16 protein-coding genes are annotated in these 15,782 nt (G+C 70.3%); 15 read left to right on the top strand and 1 reads right to left on the bottom strand.

Translation table 11 applies throughout. The features are described from left to right. The first annotated feature begins 1 nt into the window (after position 1). Entirely contained in the window at positions 2 to 1,105 is a 1,104-nt protein-coding gene (locus I4Q55_RS24785; protein WP_206790912.1) for a glycosyltransferase, read from the top strand. An 81-nt stretch (positions 1,106 to 1,186) separates the two neighbouring features. After that, positions 1,187 to 1,960: an AfsR/SARP family transcriptional regulator gene (locus I4Q55_RS24790; RefSeq protein WP_206790913.1), complete on the top strand. Its 774-nt coding sequence runs from the start codon at positions 1,187 to 1,189 to the stop codon at positions 1,958 to 1,960. Here I4Q55_RS24790 and I4Q55_RS24795 read toward each other — a convergent pair. Continuing rightward, positions 1,942 to 2,316: a hypothetical protein gene (locus I4Q55_RS24795; RefSeq protein ID WP_206790914.1), complete on the bottom strand. Its 375-nt coding sequence runs from the start codon at positions 2,314 to 2,316 to the stop codon at positions 1,942 to 1,944. The two genes, I4Q55_RS24790 and I4Q55_RS24795, sit on opposite strands and share 19 nt — an antisense overlap. A gap of 214 nt (positions 2,317 to 2,530) precedes the next feature. On the opposite strand from I4Q55_RS24795, the gene I4Q55_RS24800 reads away from it, so the two are divergent. The 13 genes from I4Q55_RS24800 to nuoK all read left to right on the top strand — a co-directional run bounded on the left by I4Q55_RS24800 (position 2,531) and on the right by nuoK (position 15,773). Further along, the gene (locus I4Q55_RS24800) at positions 2,531 to 3,220 is read left to right on the top strand and encodes a class I SAM-dependent methyltransferase (protein WP_206790915.1); all 690 of its coding nucleotides are present in this window, start codon (positions 2,531 to 2,533) and stop codon (positions 3,218 to 3,220) included. Positions 3,221 to 3,230: 10 nt separating this feature from the next. Next, the gene (locus I4Q55_RS24805; RefSeq protein ID WP_206790916.1) at positions 3,231 to 4,517 is read left to right on the top strand and encodes a geranylgeranyl reductase family protein; all 1,287 of its coding nucleotides are present in this window, start codon (positions 3,231 to 3,233) and stop codon (positions 4,515 to 4,517) included. A gap of 527 nt (positions 4,518 to 5,044) precedes the next feature. Next, positions 5,045 to 5,464, top strand: a complete 420-nt coding sequence (locus I4Q55_RS24810; protein WP_206790918.1) for an NADH-quinone oxidoreductase subunit A — start codon at positions 5,045 to 5,047, stop codon at positions 5,462 to 5,464. A gap of 4 nt (positions 5,465 to 5,468) precedes the next feature. Continuing rightward, complete coding sequence (locus I4Q55_RS24815) at positions 5,469 to 6,017, top strand: NADH-quinone oxidoreductase subunit B family protein (protein ID WP_206790920.1); 549 nt, start codon at positions 5,469 to 5,471, stop codon at positions 6,015 to 6,017. 3 nt (positions 6,018 to 6,020) lie between these two features. After that, positions 6,021 to 6,773, top strand: coding sequence for an NADH-quinone oxidoreductase subunit C (locus I4Q55_RS24820; protein ID WP_206790922.1), 753 nt, complete (start codon positions 6,021 to 6,023; stop codon positions 6,771 to 6,773). Next, positions 6,770 to 8,149, top strand: a complete 1,380-nt coding sequence (locus tag I4Q55_RS24825; RefSeq protein ID WP_206790925.1) for an NADH-quinone oxidoreductase subunit D — start codon at positions 6,770 to 6,772, stop codon at positions 8,147 to 8,149. The genes I4Q55_RS24820 and I4Q55_RS24825 overlap by 4 nt, the downstream gene beginning before the upstream one ends. Then, positions 8,146 to 9,003: an NADH-quinone oxidoreductase subunit NuoE gene (gene nuoE / locus I4Q55_RS24830; protein ID WP_206790927.1), complete on the top strand. Its 858-nt coding sequence runs from the start codon at positions 8,146 to 8,148 to the stop codon at positions 9,001 to 9,003. Before I4Q55_RS24825 ends, nuoE begins: the two co-directional genes overlap by 4 nt. Beyond that, the gene (gene nuoF, locus I4Q55_RS24835) at positions 9,003 to 10,286 is read left to right on the top strand and encodes an NADH-quinone oxidoreductase subunit NuoF (protein WP_206790928.1); all 1,284 of its coding nucleotides are present in this window, start codon (positions 9,003 to 9,005) and stop codon (positions 10,284 to 10,286) included. The genes nuoE and nuoF overlap by 1 nt, the downstream gene beginning before the upstream one ends. Next, positions 10,283 to 12,751, top strand: coding sequence for an NADH-quinone oxidoreductase subunit G (locus I4Q55_RS24840; protein ID WP_206790930.1), 2,469 nt, complete (start codon positions 10,283 to 10,285; stop codon positions 12,749 to 12,751). The genes nuoF and I4Q55_RS24840 overlap by 4 nt, the downstream gene beginning before the upstream one ends. Then, on the top strand, positions 12,748 to 14,109 hold the full coding sequence (nuoH, locus tag I4Q55_RS24845) for an NADH-quinone oxidoreductase subunit NuoH (protein ID WP_206790932.1): 1,362 nt from the start codon (positions 12,748 to 12,750) through the stop codon (positions 14,107 to 14,109). The genes I4Q55_RS24840 and nuoH overlap by 4 nt, the downstream gene beginning before the upstream one ends. After that, positions 14,096 to 14,620, top strand: a complete 525-nt coding sequence (gene nuoI, locus I4Q55_RS24850) for an NADH-quinone oxidoreductase subunit NuoI (protein WP_003081846.1) — start codon at positions 14,096 to 14,098, stop codon at positions 14,618 to 14,620. Before nuoH ends, nuoI begins: the two co-directional genes overlap by 14 nt. Beyond that, a complete protein-coding gene (locus I4Q55_RS24855; protein WP_206790934.1) occupies positions 14,617 to 15,477 on the top strand; it encodes an NADH-quinone oxidoreductase subunit J in 861 nt (286 codons plus the stop codon). The genes nuoI and I4Q55_RS24855 overlap by 4 nt, the downstream gene beginning before the upstream one ends. Next, entirely contained in the window at positions 15,474 to 15,773 is a 300-nt protein-coding gene (nuoK, locus tag I4Q55_RS24860) for an NADH-quinone oxidoreductase subunit NuoK (protein ID WP_091303926.1), read from the top strand. The genes I4Q55_RS24855 and nuoK overlap by 4 nt, the downstream gene beginning before the upstream one ends. Positions 15,774 to 15,782 lie beyond the last annotated feature (9 nt).

Here is a 15,782-nt window from a genome sequence, read left to right on the forward strand (position 1 = left end):
CGTGCACATCGTCCAGCTCGCGAACTTCTACGGGCCGCGCTCGGGCGGGCTGCGCACCGCGCTGCACCACCTCGGCGCCGGCTACGTCGCGAGCGGGCACGAGGTGACGCTCGTGGTGCCCGGCCGCCGGTACGCCGACGAGGTGCTGCCGACCGGCGTGCGCCGGTTTTCCCTGCCGGCGCCGCGGATCCCGGGCACCGGCGGCTATCGCGCCGTCGACCCGCACCGGGTCCGCGCGGTGCTGCGCAAGCTCGAACCGGACCGCCTGGAGGTGTCCGACCGGCTGACGCTGCGGGGGATGGGCGGCTGGGCGAGCCGCCACGGCGTCCCCAGCACGGTCATCTCCCACGAGCGCCTCGACCGCCTGCTGGAGCAGTTCCTGCTACCCGAGCCGGTGGCGCGCCGCGTCGCCGACGCCGCCAACCGGCGGATGGCCGCGAGCTACGACACGGTCGTCTGCACGACGGCGTTCGCGCGCGCGGAGTTCGACCGGATCGCGGCGCCGAACGTCCGCCGCGTCCCGCTCGGCGTCGACCTCACGACGTTCCGGCCCGCCCTGCGCGACGACGGCCGGCGCGCCGGCCTGGCCGCCGGCGCGGACGCCCTGCTCGTCCACTGTGGACGTTTGTCGCCGGAGAAGCACGTGGAGCGCAGTGTGGACACCGTCGCCGCGCTGACCGAGGCCGGGGTGAAGGTCCGGCTGGTGGTGGCCGGCGACGGGCCCCGGCGGCGGGCGCTGGAACGCCGGGCCCGCGGCCTGCCGGTGACGTTCCTCGGGTTCCTGTCCGGCCGCGGCGACGTCGCGCGGCTGCTGGCGAGCGCGGACGTGTCCCTGGCGCCCGGGCCGCACGAGACGTTCGGGCTCGCGGCGCTGGAGGCGCTGGCGTCCGGGACGCCGGTGGTGGTGTCGGCGTCGTCGGCGCTGCGGGAGATCGTGCGGCCGGGCTGCGGGGCGGCGGTGGCCGACCACGCGCCCGCGTTCGCCTCGGCCGTGACGGACCTGCTGGACCGCCCGGAGGAGGCCCGGCGGGCGGCGGCGCGCGCGAGGGCGGAGGAGTTCACCTGGCCGGCGGCCGTGGCCGGGATGCTGGCCACCTTCACCTGAGTCCGGTTTGCCCGTTTTCTGTACGCGATTTGTACGCCGGTTGATCATGATCCACTTCTCGACGCGAGAAGGGACTTTCCGGTGGAGTTCGAGGTGCTCGGTCCGATCACCCTGGTCTCCGGCGCACGGGCGATCCCCGTGCCCGGCCGGCTGCGGCGCATCCTGCTCGGCGTGCTCCTGGCCGACGCCAACCACTACGTCCGGGCCGACGTGCTGGCCGACGCGCTGTGGGACGGCGACCCCGACCGGCGCGCGGTGCCGAAGCTGCACTGGCACGTGCACAAGCTGAGGTCGGCGTTGCCGGAGCGCGAACGGCTGCACTCCGGGCACGGCGGCTACCGGCTCGTCGTCGGGCCGGGCGAGCTGGACGCCGAGCGCTTCGAAGTGCTCGCCGTGCGGGCGGCGGAGGAGCCGCGGCCCGCCGAGCGGACGGCGCTGATCCGCGAGGCGCTCGGGTTGTGGCACGGCACGCCGTACGGCGGCCTGGACGTCCCGGTCCTGGCGGACGAGGCCCTGCGGCTGACCGAACGCCGCCTGGTCCTGCTCGAACAGCTGCACCAGGCCGAACTCGACCAGGGCAGGCACGCCGCCGTCGTGGCCGAGCTGGCCGGGCTCGTGCGGCGGTACCCGTTGCGCGAGCGCCTGCACTACCTGCTGATGCTGGCCCTGTCGCTCGACGGGCGGCGGGCGGAGGCGCTGGACGCCTACCGCGGCGCCCGCCGGGTGCTGGTCCGGCAGCTCGGCCTGGAGCCGGGCCGCGCGCTGCGGGACCTCGAAAGCCGGATCCTGGCGGACGGGCCCGTGGTCCGCGCGGCCACGGGCCCGTCCGGCGTGGATCAGATGACGCGCAGGTAGAGGTACACGTGCGAGCCGGAGCGGGACTTGTTGAACTCCTTCTTCGTGCCCTCGCCGCCGGCGCGGACGGTGCCGAAGTTGGTGCCGTCACCCCAGGTGCCGTAGACCTCGGCGGCCTTGCCGTCGGCGTCGGTGTCCTTCACCCAGCCGTTGACCGAGACCTTGCCGGCGGTGCAGGTGATCGTCCACGCGGCGGAGCCACCGCCGACCGAGGGGCTGAACTTGTCACCGCAGGTGCCCTGGATCGTCACCACACCGTCGGTGCCCGCCAGCGCGGGAGCCGAGGTGATCAGGGAACCACCGACGACGGCGCCGGTCAGCGCGGCCACGGCCGCCGCCTTCTTGACGAAGCTCATCTCGTAGTGCCTTTCTCGGGGTTCGGCGGGCTGTTCGACCGCCGTGAGGAAGACACTGCCGAGGTCGGCTTTGCTGTTACTTTGCCACCGCTTTGCTCTGGCTTTGCCCGGCCACCGCCACCCTCAGCGGGCGGGCTTCGCCAGGCGTCTAGCCCACCCCGCCCCACCGCCACCCTCAATGGACGGGCTTCGCCCGGCTGTCTAGATTCGGGTCATGTCACGCGCAAGCCTGGACAAGGACCCGCACGAAGTCGCCGCGATGTTCGACGGCGTCGCGTCCGGGTACGACCGGGCGAACTCGTTCATGACGTTCGGCTTCGACCGGCGCTGGCGCACGACGACCGCCCGCGTCCTCGACGCCCGCCGCGGCGAAAAGGTCCTGGACCTGGCCGCCGGCACCGGGGTGTCGACCGTCGAGTACGCCCGCGGGGGCGCCTGGTGCCTGGCCGCGGACTTCTCCTTCGGCATGCTGCGCGCCGGCCTGCACCGCAAGGTCCCGATGGTCGCGGCCGACGCGCTCAACCTGCCGTTCGCGGACGAGAGCTTCGACGCCGTGACGATCTCCCTCGCGCTGCGCAACTTCGTCGACCCGAAGGCAGCGCTCGCCGAGATCGCCCGCGTGGTCAAGCCGGGCGGCCGGCTGGTGATCTGCGAGGTCTCGACGCCGCCGTTCGCGCCCATCCGGTTCGTCCACCGGCGGTTCGTCCTCAAGCTGCTGACCTGGGTCGGCAGCCGGACGTCGTCGAACCCCGAGGCCTACAAGTACCTGGCCGAATCCATGCTGACCTGGCCCGACCAGCGCACCCTCGGCGAGATCATCGCGAGCGCGGGCTGGACCGACGTCGAGTGGTTGAACCTCACATTCGGGGTCGTGGCGATCCACCGCGCGCGAAAGCCTGCCTAAACTCGCGTCCATGAGTCGACGCACCGCAGACCAGGACGCCGAAGTCATCGTCGTCGGCGCCGGACCCGCAGGGTCCACCGTGGCCACCTACCTGGCCCGCGCGGGCGTCGACGTCCTGCTGCTGGAGAAGACCGAGTTCCCCCGCGAGAAGGTCTGCGGCGACGGCCTGACCCCGCGCGGCGTCAAGCAGCTCATCGACCTGGGCATCGACACCAGCGAGGACGCGGGCTGGGTGCACAGCCGCGGCCTGCGGATCCTCACCGGCGACCTGACGCTGGAACTCGACTGGCCGGACCTGACGAGCTACCCGCCGTACGGCGTCTCCCGCATCCGCCACGACTTCGACGACCTCCTCGCGAAGCTCGCCGTGAAGGCGGGCGCGCGGCTGTACGAGCGCACCACCGTCACCGGCGCGATCACGAACGCGAGCGGCCGCGTGGTCGGCGTCGAGGCGAAGGTCGGCCCGGAGCGGACGCCGGTGCACTACCGCGCGCCGCTGGTCCTGGCCTGCGACGGCGTCTCCGCGCGGCTCGCGCTGAGCGTCGGCATCCAGAAGAACGAGAAGCGCCCGATGGGCGTGGCCGTGCGCCAGTACTACAAGAGCCCGCGCCACGACGACCCGTTCATCGAGGGCCACCTCGAGCTGTGGGACCGCTCCGACCCGCGGAACCCGAAGCTGCTGCCGGGTTACGGCTGGGCGTTCCCGCTCGGCGACGGCACGGTGAACGTCGGCCTCGGCATGCTCTCGACGTCGGCGTCGTTCCGGAACACCGACTACCGCGCGCTGCTGCGCCAGTGGCTCGACGGGACGCCGGAGGAGTGGGGCTACCGCGAGGAGAACGCGATCGGCAAGGTCGGCGGCGCCGGCCTCCCGATGGGCTTCAACCGCACCCCGCACTACCGCGACGGCCTGCTGCTGCTCGGCGACGCGGGCGGCATGGTCAGCCCGTTCAACGGCGAAGGCATCTCGGCCGCCATGGAGTCCGCGCAGATCGCCGCGGAGGTCGTCGTGCAAGCGCTTGCCCGGCGCGAAGGGCCTTCGCGGGAGCGGGCGCTGGCGGCGTACCCGCGCGCGGTCGGCGAGCTGATGGGCGGCTACTACGCGCTGGGCAACGTGTTCGCGAAGATCATCGGCAAGCCGAAGATCATGCACGCCTGCACCAAGTACGGGCTGCGGATCAACAAGCTCCTGCCGCTGGTCTACAAGGGCCTGTCGGGCTGCTACGACGCCAAGGGCGGCGACGGTGTCGACCGCCTCATCGCGGCCCTCGCCCGCGCCACCCCCTCCCCCCGCTGACCCCCGCTCCCAAGCGCCCCAATGTGGCCTTGGTTGCGTTGAACGCACCGAAGGCCGCCTTGGGTGCGTTGAACGCACCGAAGGCCACATTGGGGCGCTCTTGCGCGCGCGGACACACGAGTGGCCTAACAAGTTGGCCGTGCGGTCAGTGGGATAGATCACAGGTCAGCGCCCCGTTTTGTCCGTCCGGAACGTGATCTTGAGGCCTCTTCGCGCAGGTCGCGCGGGCGCCGTCGGCGCGTCGTGACAACGATGGCGATCGAAGTTAGGCGACCCTTATAACACGGGGTACTAGGGACAAGAGTGTGAGTCGCGTCCTAGACTCCCCCCATGCTTTGTGAATCCCTTCACATCCACGACGAGTGGCTTGTGAACTATTTCACAAGCAGATCCCGGTCCAGCCACGGGCCGTAAGGAGACCCTGACCCTCGGCGGTGTGACCCAGGTCCCTTAGGGTGCCGACGAGGCCCAGCGGTTCCCCACCACAAGCACAACCGCAGCGGCGCGGAAAGGATGGCGAAGACCCCGTGCTGACGTTGCTGACCCGGACCGACACGGTGCAGCTGGCGCAAGAGGCCCCGAGCCTGAAGCCCTACCTGCCCCTCGTCTTGTTGTTCGTGCTGGCGCTGGCGTTCGCCGTGCTGTCGGTCCTGCTGGGCCCGCTCGTCGGCCCCAGCCGGTACAACAAGGCCAAGCTCTCCGCCTACGAGTGCGGCATCGAACCGTCCCCGCAGCCGCTCGTCGGCGCCGGGCGGATGCCGGTCGCGTACTACATCACCGCGATGCTGTTCATCCTGTTCGACATCGAGATGGTCTTCCTCTACCCGTTCGCCGTGCAGGCGGACGCGCTGGGCACGTTCGGCCTGGTGGAGATCCTGCTGTTCATCGCGACGGTCGGCTTCGCGTACGCCTACGTGTGGCGGCGCGGCGGCCTGGATTGGAACTAGACCCATGGGCCTGGAAGAAAAACTCCCCAACGGCGTCCTGCTGGCCAGCCTCGAAGGCCTCGTCAACTGGTCGCGCAAGAACTCGCTGTGGCCCGCCACCTTCGGTCTCGCCTGCTGCGCGATCGAGATGATGACGGTCGGCGGTTCCCGCTACGACATCGCCCGCTTCGGCATGGAGCGCTTCAGCGCGACGCCGCGGCAGGCCGACCTGATGATCGTCGCCGGGCGCGTCACGCAGAAGATGGCCCCGGTCCTGCGCCAGATCTACGACCAGATGGCCGAGCCGCGCTGGGTGCTCGCGATGGGCGTCTGCGCCTCCTCCGGCGGCATGTTCAACAACTACGCCGTGGTCCAGGGCGTCGACCACATCGTGCCGGTCGACATGTACCTGCCCGGCTGCCCGCCGCGGCCGGAGATGCTCCTGGACGCGATCCTCAAGCTGCACGCCAAGATCCAGGACGAGCCGATCAACGCCCGCCGCGCCGCCCTCCGCGCCGCGAGCGGGGAGCGCACCGAGCTCGTCGCGTCGTCGATCAAGTACGCGAAGAAGTAAGCGATGACTGAAGAGAAGCCCCAACCCGGCGAAGAGCAGTCGAGCGCCGAGCGCGCCGAAACCGGTCTGACGGCGAAGGGACCCGGCTCGGCCGAAGCAGTCGTCACCGGCCGCGAACGCCGAGGCATGTTCGGCGTCCAGGGCTCAGGTGACACCTCCGGCTACGGCGGCGTCCGGCTCCCGGCGTACAGCCCGCCGCCGGCCGAGCGCCCGTACGGCGGCTGGTTCGACCAGTTCGCCGACGAGTTCTACGCCGCGCTGGCCGAGCGCAAGATCCCCGCCGAGGCGATCCTGCAGACGACCGTCGACCGCGGCGAGATCACCTTCTACGTCGCCCGCGAGCACCTGCCCGCCATCGCGCAGACCCTGCGCGACGACGGCGGCCTCCGCTTCGAGCTGCTGTCGTCGGTGTCCGGTGTGGACTACGGCGTCGACGTCCCGCAGCGGCTGCACGCGGTCTACCACTTCACGTCGCTGACCTACCGGCGCCGGATCCGGCTGGAAGTCACCCTCGACATCGAGGACGCGCACGTGCCGTCGCTGGTCGGGATCTACCCGACCGCCGACTGGCAGGAGCGCGAGACCTGGGACATGTTCGGGATCGTCTTCGACGGCCACCCGGCACTGACCCGGATCCTCATGCCGGACGACTGGGACGGCCACCCCCAGCGCAAGGACTACCCGCTCGGCGGGATCCCGGTCGAATACAAGGGCGCGGAGATCCCGCCGCCGGACCAGCGGAGGTCGTACTCGTGAGCACCGAGAACCTGTCCGACGTCACGACCGGTACTTCGACCACCGAGACCGGCAGCGACAGCACGGACAACGCGAACTACGCCGACTCCCGCGACACCACCGAAGGCCGCGTCTACACGGTCTCCGGCGGCGACTGGGACGACGTCGTCGCCGACGCCCAGCACGACGAGCGCATGGTCATCAACATGGGCCCGCAGCACCCGTCGACGCACGGCGTGCTCCGGCTCGTGCTGGAGATGGAGGGCGAGACCGTCACGCAGCTGCGGTCGGTCATCGGCTACCTCCACACCGGCATCGAGAAGAACTGCGAGTACCGGACCTGGACCCAGGGCGTCACCTTCGTGACGCGCATGGACTACCTGGCCCCGCTGTCGACGGAGATGGCGTACTGCCTCGGCGTCGAGAAGCTGCTGCAGATCGAGGCCCCGCGGCGCGCGCAGCTGCTGCGCGTCATGCTGCTGGAGATCAACCGGATCGGCTCGCACCTGGTCTACATCGCCACCGGCGGCATGGAGCTCGGCGCCACCACCGCGATGACGCTCGGCTTCCGCGAGCGCGAAGAGGTGCTGCACCTGCTGGAGCACCTGACCGGCCTGCGGATGAACCACGCGTTCATCCGCCCCGGCGGCCTCGCGCAGGACATGCCGGACGACTACGTCGAGGTCGTCAAGACCTTCATCAAGACGATGAAGGAACGCCTGCCGCTCTACGACAAGCTGTTCACCGGGCAGCCGATCTGGCGCAACCGGCTCAAGGGCGTCGGCTACCTGCCGGTCGACGCGTGCCTCGCACTCGGCGTCACCGGCCCGGTGCTGCGGTCCGCCGGCCTGCCGTGGGACCTGCGCAAGACCGAGCCGTACTCCTGCTACGACGAGTTCGACTTCGACGTCCCGGTCGACAACGGCGCCGACTGCTGGTCGCGGTACCTGATCCGCGTCCACGAGATGCACGAGAGCCTCAAGATCATCGAGCAGTGCCTCGAGAAGCTCGAGCCGGGCCCGGTCATGGTCGAGGACAAGAAGATCGCCTGGCCCGCCCAGCTGTCCATCGGCAGCGACGGCATGGGCAACTCGCTCGAGCACGTCAAGAAGATCATGGGCCAGTCGATGGAGTCCCTGATCCACCACTTCAAGCTGGTCACCGAGGGCTTCAAGGTCCCGCCGGGCCAGGTCTACGCGCCGGTCGAGTCCCCGCGCGGCGAGCTGGGCGTGCACCTGGTCTCCGACGGCGGCACCCGGCCGCTGCGGGTCCACGTGCGCGAACCGAGCTTCGTGAACCTGCAGTCGATGCCCGCAATGGCCGAAGGCGGCCTGGTCGCGGACGTGATCGCCGCGATCGCCTCGATCGACCCCGTCATGGGGGGAGTGGACCGATGACCACAGCAGTTCCCGAGCCGGGCCCGAACTACTCCGCGACGACGCACGCCGCGGCCGGGCCCGACGTCGACGTCGTCGCCATCGCGCCGGACCCGGAGATCGCCGCCGGCATCATCACCGAGACGCCGCTGGAAGACATCTTCGACGCCGACATCCACGCCAAGGCGCAGGAGCTGATCGCGCGTTACCCGATGTCCCGCTCGGCGCTCCTGCCGATGCTGCACCTCGTGCAGTCGGTGCAGGGCTACGTCAGCCAGGAGGGCATCGCGTTCTGCGCGAAGCAGCTCGACCTGTCCGACGCCGAGGTCAGCGCGGTCGCGACGTTCTACACGATGTACAAGCGCAAGCCGTGCGGCGAGCACCTGGTGAGCGTCTGCACCAACACGCTGTGCGCGGCCATGGGCGGCGACGCGATCTACAAGAAGCTCCAGACGCACCTCGGGTCCGAGGAGAAGCCGCTGGGGCACAACGAGACCGCGGGCACGCCGAACGAGCCGGGCTCGATCACCCTCGAGCACGCCGAGTGCCTCGCGGCCTGCGACCTCGCGCCGGTCATCCAGGTCAACTACGAGTACTTCGACAACCAGACCGAGGACAAGGCCGTCGCGCTGGTCGACGCGCTGCAGGCGGGCAAGAAGCCGGCCCCGACGCGCGGTGCCCCGCTGACGAACTTCAAGGGCGCCGAGCTGCAGCTCGCCGGGTTCTTCCCGGAGGACGAAGCGGCCTACCGCCGGGACGTCGACGGCCCGTCACAGGCCGTCGAGACGCTGCGGGGCGCGCAGCTCGCGCAGGAGCGCGGCTGGGTCGCCCCGGTCGCGCAGGACGTCCCCTTGCCGGAAGTGGAGAAGAAGTAATGGCCGATCCCATTACCCCGGTCCTCACGAAGCGCTGGCTGTCGCCGAACTCCTGGACGATCGGCCAGTACGAGGCCCTCGAGGGCTACACCGCGATCCGCAAGGCACTGGCCGGGACGCCGGAGCAGCTCGTCCAGCTGATCAAGGACTCCGGCCTGCGCGGCCGCGGCGGGGCGGGCTTCCCGGCCGGCATCAAGTGGTCCTTCATGCCGCCGAACTTCGACAAGCCGCACTACCTGGTGATCAACGCCGACGAGGGCGAGCCGGGGACCTGCAAGGACATCCCGCTGATGATGGCGGACCCGCACTCGCTCATCGAGGGCTGCATCATCGCCTCGTACGCGATGCGGTCCAACCACTGCTTCATCTACGTCCGCGGGGAAGCGCTGCACTGCATCCGCCGCCTCAACGCGGCCGTGCGCGAAGCCGAAGCGGCGGGCTACCTCGGCGAGAACATCCTCGGCTCCGGCTTCGACCTCAAGATCACCGTCCACGCGGGCGCGGGCGCGTACATCTGCGGCGAGGAGACGGCGCTGCTCGACTCGCTGGAAGGCCGTCGTGGCCAGCCGCGGCTCAAGCCGCCGTTCCCGGCTGCCGCGGGTCTCTACGCCGCGCCGACCACGGTCAACAACGTCGAGACCATCGCGAGCGCGCCGTTCATCGTCAACGGCGGGTCGAGCTGGTTCCGCGAGATGGGCCGCGAGAAGTCGCCCGGCCCGAAGATCTACTCGATCTCCGGCCACGTCGAGAAGCCCGGCCAGTACGAGTGCCCGCTGGGGACGACCCTGCGCGAGCTGCTCGACATGGCGGGCGGCATGAAGGACGGCATCCCGCTCAAGTTCTGGACCCCGGGCGGCTCGTCCACCCCGATGTTCACCGCCGAGCACCTCGACGTTCCCCTGGACTTCGAAGGCGCGGCGGAAGCCGGGTCCATGCTGGGCACCACCGCCGTCCAGGTCTTCAACGAGACCGTGTCGGTGCCGTGGGCCGTGATGAAGTGGACGCAGTTCTACGAGCACGAGTCCTGCGGCAAGTGCACGCCGTGCCGCGAAGGCACGTACTGGCTGGCGCAGATCCTCGAGCGCATGGTCGAAGGGCACGGCACCGAGGAGGACATCGACACCCTCCTCGACGTCTGCGACAACATCCTCGGCCGGTCGTTCTGCGCCCTCGGCGACGGCGCGGTGTCGCCGATCACCAGCGGCATCAAGTACTTCCGGGACGAATTCCTGGCTCTGTGTGAGAGCAACAAGCGCGAACTGGTGGGAGCGCAGGCATCATGACGATCGCCCCCGACAAGCCCGAGACCACCGAGACGCCGGTCCCCGAGGGCCACGTCAAGCTGGTCATCGACGGCGAAGAGGTCATCGCCCCCAAGGGCGAGCTCCTCATCCGCACGGCCGAACGCCTCGGCACGGTCATCCCGCGGTTCTGCGACCACCCCCTCCTCGATCCGGCGGGCGCCTGCCGCCAGTGCCTGGTCGAGGTCGAGATGGGCGGCCGGCCGATGCCGAAGCCGCAGGCGTCCTGCACGATGACCGTCGCCGACGGCATGGTCGTCAAGACGCAGCTGACGTCGCCGGTCGCGGACAAGGCCCAGCAGGGTGTGATGGAGCTGCTGCTCATCAACCACCCCCTGGACTGCCCGATCTGCGACAAGGGCGGCGAGTGCCCGCTGCAGAACCAGGCGATGGCGCACGGCCGCCCGGAGTCCCGGTTCGTCGACACCAAGCGGACGTTCCCGAAGCCGCTGCCGATCTCGACGCAGGTGCTGCTGGACCGCGAGCGCTGCGTGCTCTGCCAGCGCTGCACCCGGTTCTCCCGCGAGATCGCCGGCGACCCGTTCATCGAGCTCCTCGAACGCGGCGCCCACCAGCAGATCGGCACCGCGGAGACGGCGGACGTGCTCGACATGGCGTCGCGGACGACGTCCGGGCAGCCGTTCCAGAGCTACTTCTCCGGCAATGTCATCCAGATCTGCCCGGTCGGGGCCCTGACGAGTGCGGCGTACCGCTTCCGGTCGCGCCCGTTCGACCTGGTGTCCTCGCCGAGCGTCTGCGAGCACTGCTCGTCCGGCTGCGCCGAACGCACCGACTTCCGGCGCGGCAAGGTCCAGCGCAAGCTGGCCGGCGACGACCCGGACGTCAACGAGGAGTGGATCTGCGACAAGGGCCGGTTCGCCTTCCGCTACACGACGGCCGACGACCGCATCCGCCGCCCGCTCGTCCGGAACAAGACCACCGGTGAGCTGGAAGAGGCGTCCTGGACCGACGCGCTGCGCATCGCCGCCGAAGGTCTCGTCCAGGCCCGCTCGGCCGGTGTCGGCGTCCTGCCCGGTGGCCGGCTGACGGTCGAGGACGCCTACGCGTACTCGAAGTTCGCCCGCGTCGCCCTGCGGACCAACGACGTCGACTTCCGCGCCCGCCCGCACTCGGCCGAGGAACTCGCGTTCCTCACCTCGCACGTCGTGGGCGTGACGCCGGAGTCCGGCGTCACCTTCGGTGAGATCGAGCGGGCCCGCACGGTCCTGTGCGTCGCGTTCGAGCCCGAGGACGAAGCCCCGATCGTGTTCCTGCGGCTGCGCAAGGCGGCCCGCCGGAACAAGACTCGGATCGTCCACTTGGGACAGTGGACGACGTCGTCGGTGCGCAAGACCTTCGGCGAGCTGCTCGCCTGCGTCCCCGGCCAGGAGGCCGCCGCGGTCGACGGCATCGCCAAGCACGCGCCGGACCTCGACGAGGCCCTGCGCGGCGAAGGCGCCGTCGTCCTGGTCGGCGAGCGCGCCGCCGCGATCCCCGGCCTGTTCGCCGCCCTGCACGACCTGGTCGAGCGCACCGGCGTCCGGCTCGCGTGGATCCCGCGCCGCGCCGGCGACCGGGGTGCCCTCGAGACCGGCTGCGTGCCGTCGCTGCTGCCCGGCGGCCGCCGGGTCGGCGACGACGCCGCCCGCGTCGCCGTGGAAAACGCCTGGGGCGTCCCGCTCCCGGCCACCCCGGGCCGCGACGCGACCGACATCCTGCTGGCCGCTTCGGCCGGCGAGCTCGGCGGCCTGGTCGTCGGCGGGGTCGACCCGGACGACCTGCCGGACCCGGCCCTCGCGCTGCGCGCGCTGGACACCGCCGGGTTCGTCGTCAGCCTCGAACTGCGGCACAGCGCGGTGACCGAGCGCGCGGACGTCGTGCTCCCGGTGGCCGCGTCGGACGAGAAGGCGGGCAGCTACCTCAACTGGGAGGGCCGCACCCGCCCGTTCGACACGACGATCGAAGGCACCGGCGCCCTGCCGGACTGCCGGGTGCTCGACACCCTCGCCGTCGAGATGGACGCGGACCTGTTCACGCAGACGCCGGCCGCCGCGCGCGGCGACTTCGAGAAGCTCGGCCCGGCTTCGGCACTGCGCTGGAGCCACGTCGCCGCCGAGGTCGCGCCACCCGCGACGCCGGGCGACGGCCAGGCGGTCCTGTCGACCTGGCGCCAGCTGATCGACAACGGGTCGCTGCAGGACGGCGAGCCGCACCTGAAGGGCACCCAGCGCACGCCGGTCGCGCGGCTGTCCGCGAAGACCGCCGAAGGCCTGGGCGCCACCGTCAAGGTGAGCACCGAACGCGGTGCGATCACGCTGCCGGTGGAGATCGCCGACCTGCCCGACGGCGTCGTGTGGCTGCCGGGCAACTCCGACGGCTCCGCCGTGTTCAAGACGCTCGGTGCCGGGCACGGCGCCGTGGTGAACCTCGCTGGAGGTGGGCAATGACCCCGCTGCTGACCACGCTTCTGGGGGACACTGTCGCAAGCAGTGTGCCGGACGCGGCGACGCGGGCGGCGCTGCTGGCCGACGACCCGTTGTGGCTGATCCTGCTCAAGTGCGTGGTCATCCTGCTGATCGGGCCGATCATGACGATCTTCCTGATCGTCTGGGAGCGCAAGGCGGTCGGCCGGATGCAGAACCGGCCCGGCCCCAACCGGGTCGGCCCCGGCGGCTACCTGCAGTCCCTGGCGGACGCGATCAAGCTGCCGTTCAAGGAACAGATCATCCCGGACACCGCCGACCGCAAGGTGTACTTCCTCGCCCCGGTCGTCTGCGTGGTCCCGTCGCTGATCGCGCTGTCGGCCATCCCGTTCGGGCCGGTCGTGTCGATCTTCGGCGAGCGGACCGTGCTGCAGCTGCTCGACCTGCCGGTCAGCGCGCTGGTGATCCTGGCCTGCTCCTCGATCGGCGTCTACGGCATCGTGCTCGCCGGCTGGTCGTCCGGCTCGCCGTACCCGCTGCTCGGCGGCATGCGCAGCGCGGCGCAGGTGATCTCCTACGAGATCGCGATGGGCCTGTCGATCGTCGCGGTGATCCTGCAGGCCGGCACGCTCGACCTGGCCGACATCGTCGGCAAGCAGCAGCCGGCGTGGTTCCTGTACCTGATCCCGAGCTTCGTGATCTACCTGATCTCGATGGTCGGCGAGACCAACCGGGCGCCGTTCGACCTCCCCGAGGCCGAGTCGGAGCTGGTCGGCGGCTTCCACACCGAGTACAGCTCGATGAAGTTCGCGATGTTCTTCCTCGCCGAGTACGTCAACATGGTGATCGTCTCGGCGTTCGCGACGACGCTGTTCCTCGGCGGCTGGATGGCCCCGTGGCCGCTGTCGCTGATCGGGAACAACGTCCTCAACACCGGCTGGTGGCCGGTGCTGTGGTTCTTCGCGAAGATGTTCGTGCTGCTCTTCGGGTTCATCTGGCTGCGCGGCACGCTGCCCCGCTTGCGCTACGACCAGTTCATGCGCCTGGGCTGGAAGGTCCTGGTCCCGCTGAACCTCGTGTGGATCATCATGGTGACCTTCGCGAAGGTGATCACCTGGAACACCGCGACCATCATCATCGCCGCGGTCGCGATCTTCATCGTCGTCGCGCTGTTCTTCTACGTCCGCGCCGCGAGCCGTGAAGAGGAGAGCGAGTCGATCCCGGTGACCGGCGGCGGTTTCCCGGTCCCGCCGCTGGACCTCAAGGTCCCGCAGACCACCCCGCGTCAGAAGGCTTTGGCCAAGGCCGAGGCGAAGGCGGCCCGCCGCAAGCCGGCGGCCGTCGGTACCGCAAAGGAAGGGGCACAAGATGGGGTTTCTTGATCCCGTCAAGGGCTTCGGCGTCACCTTCGGGATGATGTTCAAGAAGGTCGCCACCGAGGAGTACCCGGAGGCCGGCGCGCCCGCCGCCCCGCGTTACCACGGGCGCCACCAGCTGAACCGCCACCCGGACGGCCTCGAGAAGTGCGTCGGCTGCGAGCTGTGCGCGTGGGCGTGCCCGGCGGACGCGATCTTCGTCGAGGGCGGTGACAACACCGAGGAGGCCCGGTACTCGCCGGGCGAGCGGTACGGCGCGGACTACCAGATCAACTACCTGCGCTGCATCGGCTGTGGCCTCTGCATCGAGGCGTGCCCGACCCGGTCGCTGACGATGATCAACTTCTACGAGCTGGCCGACGACGACCGCCAGCGGCTGATCTACACGAAGGAAGACCTGCTCGCCCCGCTGCTGCCCGGCATGGAGCAGCCGCCGCACCCGATGCGGCTCGGCGAAAACGAGCAGGACTACTACGTGAACGGCCCCGAGCTGGCTCGCGGGGAGGGCGTCAAGTGATCGCCGCCCTCCTGGCCCAGGCGCCTTCTCCCGCCGCGGGTGTCACCACCGGCGAGGCGATCGCGTTCTGGATCCTCGGCCCGCTGTCCCTGCTCGGCGCGCTCGGCATGATCTTCTCCCGCAACGCCGTCCACTCGGCGCTGTGGCTGGTGCTGACCATGCTGAGCCTGGGCGCGCTGTACATGATCCAGTCGGCGCCGTTCCTCGGCTTCACGCAGATCATCGTCTACACCGGCGCGATCATGATGCTGTTCCTGTTCGTGTTGATGCTGGTCGGCCGGGAAAGCTCGGACTCGGTCGTCGAAGTCCTCCGCGGCCAGCGGCTCGCGGCGACGGTGCTCGGCATCGGGATGGCGGCGCTGCTGGCCACCGGCATCTACCGGGCGATGGACAACGTCACCCCGGCCATCCCGCTCGACTCGGCGACGTCGGCCGGCGGCGGGCCCAAGGGGCTCGGCAAGCTGATCTTCACCGACTACCTGTTCCCGTTCGAGCTGACGTCGGCGCTGCTCATCACCGCCGCGATCGGCGCGATGGTGCTGGCCTTCACCGACCGGCACGCCAAGGGCGGGAAGCTGTCGCAGAAGGAACTGGTGCTCCTGCGCTTCCGCGGCGAGCACGACCGGCCGTCGCCGCTGCCCGGCCCGGGTGTCTTCGCCACCGCCAACTCGGTGGCCACCCCGGCGCTGCTGCCGGACGGCTCGGTCGCCCCGGAGTCGCTGTCGGCGATCATCGAGTCCACCTCGGCGATCGAGCTGGCGAAGGAACGCAAGCTCGTCGCCGACGACGTCGAACACCCGGACGCGCACGCGCTGGTCGGCTCCGAAGCTTCGGAAACCAAGGGGGAGAAGGAATGACCCCGACGTACTACCTGCTGCTGTCGGCGCTGCTGTTCGCGCTCGGCGCGGTCGGCGTGCTGGTGCGGCGCAACGCGATCGTCGTGTTCATGTGCATCGAGCTGATGCTCAACGCGGTCAACCTGTCGCTGGTCACCTTCGCCCGGATCAACGGCGGGCTCGACGGCCAGGTCATGGCGTTCTTCGTCATGGTCGTCGCGGCCGCCGAGGTCGTGGTCGGCCTGGCGATCATCATGGCCATCTTCCGCACCCGGCGCTCGGCCTCGGTCGACGACACCAACCTGCTGAAGTACTAGGAGACCCCC

The sequence above is a fragment of the Amycolatopsis sp. MtRt-6 genome, assembly GCF_017308975.1.
In the GTDB taxonomy this organism is placed as follows: Bacteria; Actinomycetota; Actinomycetes; order Mycobacteriales; family Pseudonocardiaceae; genus Amycolatopsis.

Coding starts and splice junctions, on each gene's coding strand:
- nuoK (WP_091303926.1), top strand. CDS start 15,474: ATGACCCCGACGTACTACCTGCTGCTGTCGGCGCTGCTGTTCGCGCTC.
- I4Q55_RS24815 (WP_206790920.1), top strand. CDS start 5,469: ATGGGCCTGGAAGAAAAACTCCCCAACGGCGTCCTGCTGGCCAGCCTC.
- nuoE (WP_206790927.1), top strand. CDS start 8,146: ATGACCACAGCAGTTCCCGAGCCGGGCCCGAACTACTCCGCGACGACG.
- I4Q55_RS24840 (WP_206790930.1), top strand. CDS start 10,283: ATGACGATCGCCCCCGACAAGCCCGAGACCACCGAGACGCCGGTCCCC.
- I4Q55_RS24795 (WP_206790914.1), bottom strand. CDS start 2,316: ATGAGCTTCGTCAAGAAGGCGGCGGCCGTGGCCGCGCTGACCGGCGCC.
- I4Q55_RS24820 (WP_206790922.1), top strand. CDS start 6,021: ATGACTGAAGAGAAGCCCCAACCCGGCGAAGAGCAGTCGAGCGCCGAG.
- nuoI (WP_003081846.1), top strand. CDS start 14,096: ATGGGGTTTCTTGATCCCGTCAAGGGCTTCGGCGTCACCTTCGGGATG.
- I4Q55_RS24800 (WP_206790915.1), top strand. CDS start 2,531: ATGTCACGCGCAAGCCTGGACAAGGACCCGCACGAAGTCGCCGCGATG.
- nuoF (WP_206790928.1), top strand. CDS start 9,003: ATGGCCGATCCCATTACCCCGGTCCTCACGAAGCGCTGGCTGTCGCCG.
- nuoH (WP_206790932.1), top strand. CDS start 12,748: ATGACCCCGCTGCTGACCACGCTTCTGGGGGACACTGTCGCAAGCAGT.
- I4Q55_RS24805 (WP_206790916.1), top strand. CDS start 3,231: ATGAGTCGACGCACCGCAGACCAGGACGCCGAAGTCATCGTCGTCGGC.